Origin of the sequence: Streptomyces sp. NPDC047043 (genome assembly GCF_040644055.1) — a bacterium.
In the GTDB taxonomy this organism is placed as follows: Bacteria; Actinomycetota; Actinomycetes; order Streptomycetales; family Streptomycetaceae; genus Streptomyces.
In genome coordinates this window covers 147,086-159,837 of sequence record NZ_JBEYVO010000011.1, presented here as the reverse complement: position 1 = coordinate 159,837, position 12,752 = coordinate 147,086, and the positions used below count along the sequence as shown (strand labels likewise).

Annotated in this window: 10 protein-coding genes; 7 read left to right on the top strand and 3 right to left on the bottom strand. The window is 70.5% G+C overall.

Annotated features, from left to right (window positions below):
- Positions 1-775 precede the first annotated feature (775 nt).
- The 4 genes from ABZ880_RS19130 to ABZ880_RS19115 all read left to right on the top strand — a co-directional run bounded on the left by ABZ880_RS19130 (position 776) and on the right by ABZ880_RS19115 (position 4,996).
- Positions 776-2,044: a sulfite oxidase gene (locus tag ABZ880_RS19130; protein ID WP_361263914.1), complete on the top strand. Its 1,269-nt coding sequence runs from the start codon at positions 776-778 to the stop codon at positions 2,042-2,044.
- 86 nt (positions 2,045-2,130) lie between these two features.
- Positions 2,131-3,444, top strand: a complete 1,314-nt coding sequence (pcaC, locus tag ABZ880_RS19125) for a 4-carboxymuconolactone decarboxylase (protein WP_361263912.1) — start codon at positions 2,131-2,133, stop codon at positions 3,442-3,444.
- 71 nt (positions 3,445-3,515) lie between these two features.
- Positions 3,516-4,151, top strand: coding sequence for an MBL fold metallo-hydrolase (locus tag ABZ880_RS19120; protein ID WP_361263909.1), 636 nt, complete (start codon positions 3,516-3,518; stop codon positions 4,149-4,151).
- 65 nt (positions 4,152-4,216) lie between these two features.
- Positions 4,217-4,996, top strand: a complete 780-nt coding sequence (locus ABZ880_RS19115; protein WP_361263906.1) for an exodeoxyribonuclease III — start codon at positions 4,217-4,219, stop codon at positions 4,994-4,996.
- Here ABZ880_RS19115 and ABZ880_RS19110 read toward each other — a convergent pair.
- The gene (locus tag ABZ880_RS19110; RefSeq protein WP_361264283.1) at positions 4,921-6,747 is read right to left on the bottom strand and encodes an SGNH/GDSL hydrolase family protein; all 1,827 of its coding nucleotides are present in this window, start codon (positions 6,745-6,747) and stop codon (positions 4,921-4,923) included. The two genes, ABZ880_RS19115 and ABZ880_RS19110, sit on opposite strands and share 76 nt — an antisense overlap.
- A gap of 201 nt (positions 6,748-6,948) precedes the next feature.
- Between ABZ880_RS19110 and ABZ880_RS19105 the strand changes: the two genes are divergently transcribed.
- Together ABZ880_RS19105 and ABZ880_RS19100 are read left to right on the top strand one after the other, a co-directional pair.
- Positions 6,949-7,356 (top strand): DUF6278 family protein, encoded by a 408-nt coding sequence (locus ABZ880_RS19105; RefSeq protein WP_361263903.1) that lies wholly within the window; start codon positions 6,949-6,951, stop codon positions 7,354-7,356.
- Between the two features lie 114 nt (positions 7,357-7,470).
- Positions 7,471-8,214: an amino acid ABC transporter ATP-binding protein gene (locus ABZ880_RS19100; protein WP_361263900.1), complete on the top strand. Its 744-nt coding sequence runs from the start codon at positions 7,471-7,473 to the stop codon at positions 8,212-8,214.
- A gap of 164 nt (positions 8,215-8,378) precedes the next feature.
- On the opposite strand, the gene ABZ880_RS19095 is transcribed toward ABZ880_RS19100, so the two are convergent.
- Positions 8,379-9,944, bottom strand: a complete 1,566-nt coding sequence (locus ABZ880_RS19095) for a CocE/NonD family hydrolase (RefSeq protein WP_361263897.1) — start codon at positions 9,942-9,944, stop codon at positions 8,379-8,381.
- A gap of 116 nt (positions 9,945-10,060) precedes the next feature.
- Positions 10,061-10,819 (bottom strand): hypothetical protein, encoded by a 759-nt coding sequence (locus ABZ880_RS19090; RefSeq protein ID WP_361263894.1) that lies wholly within the window; start codon positions 10,817-10,819, stop codon positions 10,061-10,063.
- A 117-nt stretch (positions 10,820-10,936) separates the two neighbouring features.
- On the opposite strand from ABZ880_RS19090, the gene ggt reads away from it, so the two are divergent.
- Positions 10,937-12,751 carry a gamma-glutamyltransferase gene (gene ggt / locus ABZ880_RS19085; protein WP_361263891.1) on the top strand — a complete coding sequence of 605 codons (1,815 nt, stop codon included), beginning with the start codon at positions 10,937-10,939 and terminating at the stop codon, positions 12,749-12,751.
- The last annotated feature ends 1 nt before the right edge of the window (position 12,752 follow it).

The window sequence follows — 12,752 nt, the reverse complement described above, 5'->3', positions numbered from 1 at the left end:
CGAACGACCTCTGATCCCGGGCCGTTGGTGCCTTCAATCCCCGACCTCATCCCGGTGGGCGCGCCGACTGGTCTGAACGGCCGCTGAGCCCTGGATCGTTGATGCTTGGCACCGCTCGATCTGGACCGGATGGGTGAGCTCACGAGACTGGGTACGCCGTACGGCCGCCGAGTCCAGGACCGCTGGCGCTTCGCGCCGCCTGACACGGCCCCGGTGAGCACGGTCACGCGCCGAACACGCCCAACTCTCCCTGAGCTCCAAAGACCGTTGACGCCCCGCGCCACCCGACCCCGCCCCGACGGGACCGCCCTACTGAGCTGGCTCGTATGCCGAAGGGTCCGTGGCCCGAGACAACCCCGCCCCGCCCCGACTCCGCCGCCCCCCTTGCCACGTCGACTCCGCCGTCCCGTCCCGCGCACGTTCCCGGTCCAACCGGAGCTGCCGTCCCGTCTCGCTCCGACCGCGCACGTTCCCATTCCAACTGCGCCGCCCTCCCGCTCCCGCCCCCGCCCCGACTCCGCCGTTTCGCCACCCCCGCCCACCACACCCTCGTACGATGGCGCCCATGATCCTCAGCCGACGCCGCCCCGCCGCTTCGCGGTTCCGCGTGCTCGCGTCGTGTCGCTGTTGTTGATCCTTCGCGTGATTCCTGCCGCATAACAGCCGTTCCAGAACGACCACTTCAGCGTTCGCCATGTTCCCCGCGCGCCCGCGCCTCCGCGTTCTTCGCATCCCGCAAGGCCTCGCCCACCTCTTCGTACGGAAAGGCAGACCCATGCGCACCCCCAAGTCTCCCGAATCCACCTACGACCGCCGCAGACTCCGCCAATGGCTCTCCGGCGAAGCCCGTGCCGACGGTGTCTCCCGGCGGGACATGCTCCGGCTCCTCGCCGCAGCCGGAGCCGGATCCGCCGCAGCCGTCCCCCTCGGCCTCAACACCCCGGCCGCGGCCGCCACTTCGCCCGGCATCGTCAAACCGTTGCCCGACGACTGGTTCACTGTCCGCGGGACCAACGCCGAGACCAAGTTCGCCTCTCTCGCCGGCACCGGTTACCACACCCCGGTCGACCACTTCTTCGTCCGGAACCACACCTCCACTCCCGTTCTGGACGCCGCCGGCTGGACCCTCACCGTCCACGGTGACGGTCTCACCCACGACCGAACCGTCGAGTTCACCCTCGACGACCTGAAGGAGCTGCCCGCCGTCACCCGTACCGCATTCGTGGAGTGCGCGGGCAACGGGCGCAGCTTCTTCACCGGCCAGCAGGGGCAGACCGTCACCGGCACGGCCTGGACGCTCGGTGCGATCGGTACCGCCAGGTGGCGGGGTGTGCGGCTCGCCGATGTCCTCCGGCATGCGGGGCTCGGGCGGCACGCCGTCGACGTCATGCCCCGCGGACTCGACCCCGACTACGTGACCGCCGACGGCACCGATCTCGGCCGGGTCCGCCGCCCCCTTCCCGTCTCCAAGGCCCTCGACGACGTACTGCTGGCGTACGAGATGAACGGCGAGCCGCTGCCGTACGACCACGGTCATCCCGTACGGGTCCTCGTGCCGTCCTGGATCGGGATCTCCTCGATCAAGTGGGTCGGCGAAATCGAGGTGTCCGCGCAACCGCTCTACTCGCCCTGGAACACCGACTTCTACCGGCTGTTCGGGGACGCCTATCCGGCGGGCGGCAGCGCGCCACTGGCCCGGCAGACGATCAAGAGCGCCTGGGAGCTGGCCTGGGACGCGAACCTCGACGCGAACGCACGGCATCGGCTCACCGGCCGCTCCTGGTCCGGCCACGGCGGGATCGCCCGCGTCGACGTCAGCACCGACGGCGGCACGAGCTGGCGCCGCGCGCGTCTGCACGACGCCCCGCAGCGGAACGGATGGGTCCGGTGGTCCGTCGACTGGCGGGCGTCGGCCCCGGGGGCGTACACGCTCCTCGCCCGCGCCACCGACACGACCGGCCGCACCCAGCCCGACACCACCGTCCTCAACACCCAGGGCTACCTCTTCGACGCCGTGGTCCGCCATCCGGTGAAGGCGGTGTGAGGGTTCACCGGTGATCCGCAGGAGTCACGTGTGGGGACTGGGGGCCCAGCGCACGGACGGCGAGAAAAGGCGGTTAGCGTGGAGCGGTGAGTGAGACGAAGACCCCTGCCCTCCAGTACCGCTTCGACGGCCCGGAAGACGCCCCGGTCCTCATCCTCGGTCCCTCGCTCGGCACGACCTGGCACATGTGGGACCGCCAGGTGCCGGAGCTTGCGAAGCAGTGGCGTGTCTTCCGCTTCGACCTGCCGGGGCACGGCGGCGCGCCCGCGTACCCGGCGGGCTCCGTCGCCGAGCTCAGCTCCCGGCTGCTGGCCGCGCTCGACTCGCTGGGCGTGCATCGCTTCGGCTATGCGGGCTGTGCGCTCGGCGGTGCGATCGGTCTGGAGCTGGCCCTGCGCCACCCGGAGCGGCTCGCCTCGCTCGCGGTGATCGCCGCCTCGCCCCGGTTCGGCACCGCCGACGAGTTCCGGCAGCGTGGCGTGATAGTGCGCACGAACGGGCTCGACCCCATCGCCCGCACATCCCCCGACCGCTGGTTCACCGGCGGGTTCGCCGCCGCGCAGCCCGCGATCACCGAGTGGGCCGTGCAGATGGTGCGCACGACCGACCCCGGCTGCTACATCGCCTCCTGCGAGGCGCTGGCCGCCTTCGACGTACGGTCCGAGCTGGGCAGCGTCGGTGTACCGACCCTCGTCCTCGTCGGCTCGGAGGACAAGGTCACCGGCCCCGCCGCGGCCCGCACCCTGGTCGCCGGCATCCCCGACGCGCGTCTCGCCGTCGTCCCCGGCGCCTCGCACCTGGTGCCGGTCGAGCAGCCCGCCGCCGTCACCGACCTTCTGGTACGGCACTTCTCCACCGCCTGGCAGCCCGGCTACGTCGAGTCGTCCACCGGCCAGATCGCCATCCCGGCGGCCCCGGTCAAGCCGGCCCTGGCCGCGCCGCCCCTGCAGCCGCCGCAGTCGGCCCCGATTGCCGAGATCGCCCCGGCCGTCGTGGTGCCTCCGCCGGCGAACGGGCGGCCCGACCCCTACGACGCCGGCATCAAGATCCGCCGCGAGGTGCTCGGTGACGCCCACGTCGACCGGGCGCTGGCGCAGGCCGACGAGTTCTCCGGGGACTTCCAGGAGTTCATCACCCGGTACGCCTGGGGAGAGATCTGGGACCGGCCCGGCCTGGACCGCCGCTCACGCAGCTGCGTCACCCTCACCGCCCTGGTCGCGGGCGGCCACCTGGACGAGCTCGCCTTCCACACCCGCGCCGCGCTGCGCAACGGCCTCACGCCGAGCGAGATCAAGGAAGTGCTGCTGCAGGCGGCGGTCTACTGCGGCGTACCGGCGGCGAACAGCGCGTTCAAGGTGGCGCAGCAGGTCATAAAGGAGGAGACGACTCCTACGGAGTGATCGTCAGCGGGGCAGTGAGAGCACCAGGCTCAGCCGCCCGTACCGGCCACGGACGGGGCAGGATGGGAGCCATGAAGCTCACGAAGAAGTCGCACGCGTGCGTACGTCTCGAAAAGGACGGGCGGACGCTCGTCCTCGATCCCGGCGGATTCAGCGAGCAGGACGCCGCCGTCGGCGCGGACGCGATCCTCGTCACGCACGAGCACCCCGACCACTTCGACGAGGGCCGGCTGCGTGCCGCCATGGAGGCCAATCCGGCCGCCGAGATCTGGACCCTCGCCTCCGTGGCCGAACAGATCGCGGCCGCCTTCCCGGGCCGCGTGCACACCGTCGGCCACGGCGACACCTTCACCGCCGCCGGCTTCGACGTCCAGGTCCACGGTGAACTGCACGCGGTGATCCACCCGGACATCCCGCGCATCACCAACGTCGGCTACCTGATCGACGGCGGCAAGGTCTTCCACCCCGGCGACGCCCTCACCGTCCCCGACCACCCGGTCGAGACGCTGATGCTCCCGGTCATGGCCCCCTGGAACAAGATCTCCGAGGTCATCGAGTACGTCCGGGAGGTCAAACCCCAGCGTGCGTACGACATCCACGACGCCCTGCTCACCGACCTCGCCCGCCCGATCTACGACCGCCAGATCGGCGCACTCGGCGGCTCCGACCACCTGCGCCTGACCCCGGGCGAGTCGGCGGAGGTCTGAGCCCCGCGCCATGGACGGCGGGCGGGGCGGCGGCGTTGTCAGACCCGCCCGGTAGGTTGTGAGGCATGCGCATTGCGACCTGGAACGTGAACTCGATCACCGCCCGCCTGCCGAGGCTTCTGGCCTGGCTGGAGAGCAGCGGCACCGACGTGCTCTGCCTCCAGGAGGCCAAGCTGGCCGAGGAGCAGTTCCCGTTCGACCAACTGCGCGACCTGGGCTACGAGTCGGCGGTGAACGCGACCGGCCGGTGGAACGGCGTGGCGGTGCTCTCCCGCGTAGGCCTCAAGGACGTCGTCAAGGGCCTGCCCGGCGACCCGGGGTACGACGGCGCCCCGGAGCCCCGCGCCATCTCGGCGACCTGCGGCCCGGTCCGCGTCTGGTCGGTGTACGTGCCGAACGGCCGTGAGGTGGACCACCCCCACTACGCCTACAAGCTCCAGTGGTTCGAGGCCCTGAAGGCGGCCGTCGCCGGTGACGCGGCCGGCAGCCGCCCCTTCGCGGTCCTCGGCGACTACAACGTGGCGCCGACGGACGACGACGTCTACGACGTGGCCGCCTTCGAGGGCCTCACCCACGTCACCCCGGCCGAGCGCGCCGCCCTGGCCTCCCTGCGCGAGGCCGGCCTCTCGGACGTGGTCCCGCGCCCCCTGAAGTACGACCACCCCTTCACCTACTGGGACTACCGCCAGCTCTGCTTCCCCAAGAACCGCGGCATGCGCATCGACCTGGTGTACGGCAACGAGCCGTTCGCCAAGGCCGTCTCCGACGCCTACGTGGACCGCGAGGAGCGCAAGGGCAAGGGCGCGTCGGACCACGCGCCGGTGGTCGTCGACCTGGAGGTGTAGCTCCCGTCCGGGCCGGCGCCCGGTCCCTGCAGGAGCGTCAGGTCCACCGACTCGGCGAGGGCGGCCAACCCCGCGTCCCCGGGATGCAGATGGTCCCCGCTGTCGTACGCGGGCAGTATCCGCGCCGGATGGGCGGGGTCGCGCAGCACGGCGTCGAAGTCGAGCACGCCGTCGAACACCTCGTTGCTCCGGATCCAGGCGTTGACCGCGACCCGCTCGGCGTCAGCGGCGGCCGTGCACAGTGCCTCGCCCTCGCACGGCAGGATCGTCGCCGCCAGCATCCGCAGCCCGTGTGCGTGGCCCCGGTCCGCGATCTCCCGCGGCCCGGCGATCACCTGCGCGGCCGTGGTCTGCCACCGCACGTCGTTCACGCCCTCGAAGACGATCGCCGTACGGGCCGCGGTCTGGGCGAGGACATCGCGGTCCAGCCGGTGCAGGGCGCTCACCCCGGCGGTGTCGGTGGAGACCCCGTCGCCTGGATACCGGTCGGTGACCACACGGTTCCCGGAGATCCCCTGGTTGAGCACCCCATAGTGCGGGACCACATTCTGCTGCAGCAGCCGGGTGGCCAGCACATTGGGCCACCGCCGGTTCGCGTCCGTCGTGGACTTGTCGCCATCGGTGATCGAGTCCCCGAGCAGCACCACCGACCCCGGCCCGCCGCCCACGTCCACACCGGTCAGCAGCGGCCAGCTCGTCACGGTCGTGGTGTACGACGCCGCCGAACCGTCCGCCGCATGGTCGCCCGGCCCGCTCACGTACGAGCGCTGCACCGCGAGCTTGTGCACGGGCGCCGCGGCGACGGTGTCCGGCAGATGGAAGCTCACCAGCAGATTGGTGTCCGCCGGCACCCGGAAGTCGAGCGGATCGCTGAACGCCTGCGCCCCGGCCGGGATCTCCACCCCCGCCGCGCCCCGGAAGGACAGCGGGACCGGCACGTCCCGCGGCGTCGCCCCCTGCGCCTGCACGGCCACCGTCGCGCTCGCGATCCGTACCGGCGCCGCCGCGAAGGTGTTGTCGAACCGCAGCCGCACCCGCGGCCCGCCCGCCGACGTGTGCACCACCAGCCGCAGCGTCCGGTCGCTCCACGGCCCCACGGTCGGATGACCGCCCGTCGCGGCCGCCCAACTGCCCGTCCAGCCCCGGTTCGACGCCCGCACCGCCAGCGCGAACACATGCAGGCCGGACGCGCGCGGCAGCCGTACGGAAGACACCTGGCGCCCCGGCAGCAGCGGCACCGTCACCACGTACAGCCGTGCCCGCTCGGAGATTTGGCCGTCGCGCGTGTTGACGTGCGGCAGCGAGACCGCCTTCGTGGCGAGCGGCCCGGTGCGCCAGTCGGGGACGGTCAGCCGGTACGAGGAGCGGGCGCCGTTCATGTACGAGACCGTGCCCGTGCCGCTCGCCTCGCCGCCGCCCGTGCCCGCGACCAGGAAGGCGAGGGCGTCGCCGCGCCCGCTCACGCGCACCGCCTGCCCGTCGGCCCGCACGTTGTCCGGCTCGCCCGGCTGCCGGTTCGGCCAGGTCAGCCGGGCCCCTTGGACGGTGAGCGTGCGGCCGGGCGTCCAGCCCGCCGCCGCCAGGTCCTGCGCCGACAGTGAGGCACCCGTGCCGTCGAGGTCCGCCGTGTCCGGGTGGGCGTCGTCGCTGACCGCCGAGCCGTCGAAGAGCCGCTCCAGCGGCAGCGGCCCGCCAGGGGGCGCCGCCTGTGCGGCTCCGGCGGGCACGGTCACGGCGCACAGGGCGAGCATGGCGACGGCGACTGCCGGGAGTCCTCGCCTCAAGGGCCGTGGGCGCACGTCCGGACTCCCTCACTGCCGGGGTACTGACGTCACGACAGTAGCCACAGGTGAAGGAGGTGCACAGGTGACACTCAGGCCAACCAGGGGCGGCGCCGTGGGCACCGTGCGCGCCCTGTGGTGCCAGGCCGTGGACGATGCGAGGCTGAGCTTATGAACATCCCTTTCCTCGGCAGGCGACGCGACAGTCCCCCGGTGCGCGACCCGGAGGGCCTCGCCGAACTCCTCTCCGAGTGCGAACTGCTCCGCTCTCAGGCGTCCCGGGCGGGCGTCCAACTGGACGACTCCGCCGCCTCGTTGGAGGCGCTCGACCAGCTGCTGCCGCGCTGGCGGGACGATGCCGAGGTGCTGCCCTGGCTGGGCAACGACGCCGGCCTGTATCTGGGCACCGTGATCGTGCGCACCGTGCCGGGCGCGGTCTGGGAGATCTCGCCGGACGACGAGCCCGTCGTGCGACTCGCCTCCGGCCGTGAGTTCGACGTCGTGACCTCCGGCCACGAGTGGGCCGCGAGCGGCGTGCCCGAGCTCTCGCAGCGGTACGCCGAGGTCGCCGAGGTATGAAGCGCAGACGTAAATACGGCTAATGCCCGAAAAGTGCGTGTCGTGTATTAACTCCACCTTTATGTGGATAGTTTGCGGCAACCACGACACCGCTGAGAGTGGGTAGGGCTGCGTATGGCCGTCGATCCGTTGATCGAACTGCGGGAAGTCAACAAGTACTACGGTGAGCTGCATGTTCTGCAGGACATCGATCTCACCGTCGGCAAGGGGGAGGTGGTCGTGGTCATCGGCCCGTCCGGGTCGGGAAAGTCGACGCTGTGCAGAACGATCAACCGGCTGGAGACCATCCGGTCCGGCACGATCCTGCTCGAAGGGCAGCCGCTGCCCGAGGAGGGCAAGGCCCTCGCGCGACTCCGTGCCGATGTGGGCATGGTCTTCCAGTCGTTCAACCTCTTCGCCCACAAGACCGTCCTGCAGAACGTCTCGCTGGGCCAGATCAAGGTCCGCGGACGCAAGAAGGACGACGCCGACCGGCGCTCCCGTCGCCTCCTCGACCGCGTCGGACTCGCCGACCAGGCGCCCAAGTTCCCGGCACAGCTCTCCGGCGGCCAGCAGCAGCGCGTGGCCATCGCCCGCGCCCTGGCGATGGAGCCCAAGGCGCTCCTGTTCGACGAGCCGACCTCCGCACTCGACCCGGAGATGATCAACGAGGTCCTGGAGGTCATGCGTCAACTCGCCCGCGAGGGAATGACGATGGTCGTCGTCACCCATGAGATGGGCTTCGCCCGCTCCGCCGCCAACCGCGTCGTCTTCATGTCCGACGGCCGCATCATCGAGGACCGCACCCCCGAGGAGTTCTTCACCGCCCCGCGCACCGAGCGCGCCAAGGACTTCCTGTCCAAGATCCTCAAGCACTGAGCGGGAGGAAGTCGTGTCCTCGGACCTCGACTACGATGTGCGGTTCATCCCCGCATCGGCGGCGACCCCGACGGACGCCGCCGGATGGGGATCCCCCCACGGTCCTTGACGAACCGTAGGGGGCAGCAGTCACGGAGCCGTACCCGGCCGGTGGCAGCCGGAGATCACTGCTCGCGCAGCGGGATCGACACGTACGACGGGTCGTTCGCCGGCGAGGAGAAGGTCAGCTGCGCGCCGGACGGGTTGTGCTCGATGTAGAGCGGGTCGACCGTGTCGACGACCAGGGCAAGACGGTGCCCTGCCGGGACGTCGTAGGCCGTGGAGAACAGCTCCAGGTCGAGACCGAACGGCTTTCCGGGCGTGAGCCCGTGGAAGGTGTACGGCGCGTTGCTGACCAGCTTGCCGAGGCCGAGCGGCCCCACGTCGTAGAGGTAGGCGACGAGGGTGCCGCTCTCCTTGGTCGGAGTGACCGTGGTGTGCAACTCGGCCGTACCGCGGATCTGCTGGGCCGTGGCGTACTTCTCCGACTGCCATACGGCGGCCCAGCGGCGGGGGAGCAGGGGGATGGAGGCCATCGGGGGCAGCTGGGCCACCTGGTCGAGGATGCTGGAGAGGAAGACGATGCCGCCGTCGGCGCCCGAGTCGACGTTCGTGTGGATCGTGGTCGTGCCCGCGAGGGCGATCTTCCGCTCGGTCGCGGCGACCGACTTCCAGTCCGGATAGCCCTCGTAGCCGCCCGTGGAGCGGGACTTGAGCTGCACCGGCGCCTCGCGGTCGATGCCGTTGTCCACGCCCTTGAGGTAGTGGTCGAACCAGCGCTCGGTGTCCGTCCAGACGTCGTTGGGCAGCCCGAACAGGCCCGTCAGCTCGGCGGTCGCGTGGTCGCCGGGGCGGAACTCCAGTCTCTTCGGGCCGGTCAGCTTCTCGTAGAAGTCCGCGTACTGGTTGGCCGGGAAGATCGTGTCGCCCCAGGAGTTGGCGAGCATGAGGGCCGTGCCGTTCTTGTTGAGCTGGTCCACGTATGTCCCGGCCGAACGTTTCTTCCCCCAGTTGATGATGTCCTGTTCCTTGGACAGGTTGGAGGCGTAGAAGTCGTTGAAGATCTGCCGGATTTCGGGGCTCTGACGGCCGGTGACGAGGCTCGCGCCGTCCAGCAGGCCGGCCGCCTGGACGTGCTGGGTGCGGCCGGAGTAGATCGAGCCGATCAGGTCGGCCCAGCCGCTCAGCGCCGCAACCGCCTTGATCCGCTTGTCGTGCGCGGCGGCGAGCAGGCTGATGCCGGCGCCGTACGAGACGCCGCCCATGCCGATGTGCTTCGAGTCCGCGGGGGTGTTGGCGAGCGCCCAGTCGATGACCTTGGAGGCGTCGGCTATGTCGGGCGGCCCCGCCACTTCTATCTCGCCGCCGGACTGCCAGAAGCCGCGCACGTTGTAACTGACCACGACGTAGCCCGAGTCGGCGAGCTTCTGGGCCTGTGCGAGGTACTCGACCTGGGGCAGGCCCCAGCTCGTGGGGAGCACGAGCAGCGGGTAGCGGCGCGAGCCGTCGGCGCCCGCGGGCGTGATGACGTTCGCCTTCAGGACGGTGCCGCCGTCGCCGGTGATGTCGACGAAGCGGACGGCGCTCGCCGCCTGGGCGGCGGGGGCGACTCCGAGGACGCCACCGGCGATCAGTGTCGCGGAGACGGCGCCCACGGCGGTCGTGCGCAGGGCCTTGCGATGATGTCCCACGGGTCACTCCTCACTCGTGTCAGTGCAAAGTGACCGAACGGTAACCTCGCCCCTTTACCGGAGGTAACCCGTCGGTAAGTTACGTGGGAGTAACGATTGTTGTGGTGTGAATGAATTCAGGAGGCCCGGTGCGAGTTGCGGGGAGCCGCAGGTGTCGGCAGCGGTGTCTGCGCCGCCCGTGTCACGTCCGCGACCAGCTCGGCGACGTCCGGGCCGTACGCCTGTGAGTTGACCACCTTCAGCAGGAGCACGAAGGCGCTGTTGCCGTACTTGCGGGCCAGTCTTTCGTGGTTGCGGGCGAGGTAGCGGGTGGCTGCCTGGTTGGTGATCGCGGTCTGGCCGCAGAACAGGAAGACGGGCCGGCTCAGGCCCGGCTGCCCGGCCGTGAGCCGGGCCAGCAGTACGTGTTCGGACAGGCCCTTCTCCATGCGGTAGCGCTCGCTGCCGATCTGGAACGCCAGCCGGTCCGGGCCCGGTTCCGGGTCGGTGTTGACGCGCACCCCGGGCAGCATGGCGTGCATGTGGGCCGCCATGCGCCGGTTCGAACTCGGGCCGCCGACGCAGAACTCGGTGCGCTCGCCGAAGCCCTGCCGGGCCGCGTCCTGCGTGACCACCTCGGCGTTCGCGCCGCAGTCCTTGATGAGCGCGGAGAGCTCCAACAGTGCGAACACGTCGTAGCGGTGCACCGCGAGGTCGGCGCTGGCTGCGTCGCGGTTGACGACGAGCAGCGACTCGGAGTTGTCGGGCAGCCCGAAGAACGCCTGCTTGCGGCGGAGCTTCCGCCGCCACAGGTAGGTACGGGCCAGCCAGCCGAGCGTGGCACTGATGCCCGCCGCGACCACGCCCAGGACGATGTTGCGCACGTCGTCATTCATGGGCGCGCATGGTAGCGGGCCAACGCAAACCCGTGTTCGACGCGGCCTGTCATGCCTTCCTGACGTGGCCATGGTGATGGCATAGGCTGCGCGAACGGCCCTTCAACGGAGGTACGGATGCGTCGCCCAGTCGCGCGGAAACTGTCGGTCCTGGCGGTCTCGGCCGCCGTGGTGTCGGTCGGGGCGGCGGCGCCACCTGCCGCACCAACGAGCAGCACCCCTGCCAAGGTTCCGGTCGCCGTCGGCTACGGCGGCGCGGTCGCGAGCGTGGACGCGGACGCCTCGGCGGCCGGCATCGAGGTCCTGAGGAAGGGCGGCAACGCGGTCGACGCGGCCGTCGCCACCGCCGCCGCGCTCGGCGTCACCGAGCCCTACTCCTCCGGCATCGGCGGAGGCGGCTACTTCGTCTACTACGACGCCAAGTCCCGTACGGTGCGCACGATCGACGGCCGTGAGACCGCGCCGCTGACCGCCGACTCCAACCTGTTCATCGAGAACGGCAAGCCGCTCGCCTTCGCCGACGCCGTCAGCAGCGGTCTGAGCGTCGGGACGCCCGGCACGCCCGCCACCTGGCAGACGGCGCTCGACAAGTGGGGGAGCAGAAGACTCGGGACGGTGCTCAAGCCGGCCGAGCGGATCGCGCGCGACGGGTTCACGGTGGATGACACCTTCCGCTCGCAGACCGCCTCCAACGAGACCCGGTTCCGCTACTTCCCCGACACGGCGAAGCTGTTCCTGCCGGGTGGGCAGCTCCCGGTGGTCGGATCCACCTTCAAGAACCCCGAACTGGCCCAGACCTACGAGGAGTTGGGTAAGAAGGGCGTCGGGGCCATCTACCACGGCGACCTCGGGGACGACATCGTCGACACCGTGAACAACCCGCCCGTGGACCCGAGTTCGGGCTGGAACGCCCGGCCGGGCAAGCTGTCCGACAAGGATCTCGCGGCCTACCGTGCCAAGCTCCAGGCCCCCACAGAGACGTCGTACCGGGGTTTGAAGGTCAACTCGATCGCGCCCTCGTCCTCCGGTGGCACGACGGTCGGGGAAGCCCTCAACATCCTTGAGCACACGGATCTTTCGAAGGCGAGTGAGGTCCAGTACCTGCACCACTACATCGAGGCCAGCCGGATCGCGTTCGCGGACCGCGGGCGCTGGGTCGGCGACCCCGCCTTCGAGGACGTACCGACGAAGGAGCTGCTGTCGCAGAAGTACGCCGACTCGCGGGCCTGCCTGATCAAGGACGATGCGGTGCTGACGAGTCCGGTGGCGCCGGGGGATCCGCGGAACCCGGCTTCCTGCAACACCGGTGGTACGGCGGCTCCGACGACGTACGAAGGTGAGAACACGACGCACCTCACGGTGGCCGACAAGTGGGGGAACGTCGTGTCCTACACGCTGACGATTGAGCAGACCGGGGGCAGTGCGATCACCGTGCCCGGGCGTGGGTTCATCCTCAACAACGAGTTGACGGACTTCTCGTTCACGCCGGCCAACCCGGCCGTGCACGACCCGAACCTGCCCGGGCCGGGCAAGCGGCCGCGGTCTTCGATCTCGCCGACGATCGTCCTGGACAAGCACAACCGGCCGGTGGTGGCGGTGGGTTCGCCGGGTGGGGCGACCATCATCACGACCGTGCTGCAGGTGCTGACCGAGTTCCTCGACCGTGGGCTGCCGCTTGTCGATGCGATCGCCGCGCCGCGGGCCAGTCAGCGGAATGCTGCGCAGACCGAGCTGGAGCCTGCGCTGTACAACGACACGAGTGCCAGTGGGCTGAGGGCTCAGCTGGAGGCCATCGGGCACTCGTTCAAGCTCAACCCCGAGATCGGTGCCGCGACCGGTGTGCAGCGGTTGCCGGGTGGGAAGTGGCTGGCGGCGGCTGAGACCGTGCGGCGGGGTGGTGGATCGGCTCAGGTGGTGGATCCGGCGCCGTAGC

Bases quoted from the DNA above. Each gene is read 5' to 3' on its own strand.
- ABZ880_RS19100 (WP_361263900.1), top strand. From the start codon at position 7,471: ATGGCCGTCGATCCGTTGATCGAACTGCGGGAAGTCAACAAGTACTAC.
- ABZ880_RS19110 (WP_361264283.1), bottom strand. From the start codon at position 6,747: ATGCTCGCCCTGTGCGCCGTGACCGTGCCCGCCGGAGCCGCACAGGCG.
- ABZ880_RS19120 (WP_361263909.1), top strand. From the start codon at position 3,516: ATGAAGCTCACGAAGAAGTCGCACGCGTGCGTACGTCTCGAAAAGGAC.
- ggt (WP_361263891.1), top strand. From the start codon at position 10,937: ATGCGTCGCCCAGTCGCGCGGAAACTGTCGGTCCTGGCGGTCTCGGCC.
- ABZ880_RS19105 (WP_361263903.1), top strand. From the start codon at position 6,949: ATGAACATCCCTTTCCTCGGCAGGCGACGCGACAGTCCCCCGGTGCGC.
- ABZ880_RS19090 (WP_361263894.1), bottom strand. From the start codon at position 10,819: ATGAATGACGACGTGCGCAACATCGTCCTGGGCGTGGTCGCGGCGGGC.
- ABZ880_RS19115 (WP_361263906.1), top strand. From the start codon at position 4,217: ATGCGCATTGCGACCTGGAACGTGAACTCGATCACCGCCCGCCTGCCG.
- ABZ880_RS19130 (WP_361263914.1), top strand. From the start codon at position 776: ATGCGCACCCCCAAGTCTCCCGAATCCACCTACGACCGCCGCAGACTC.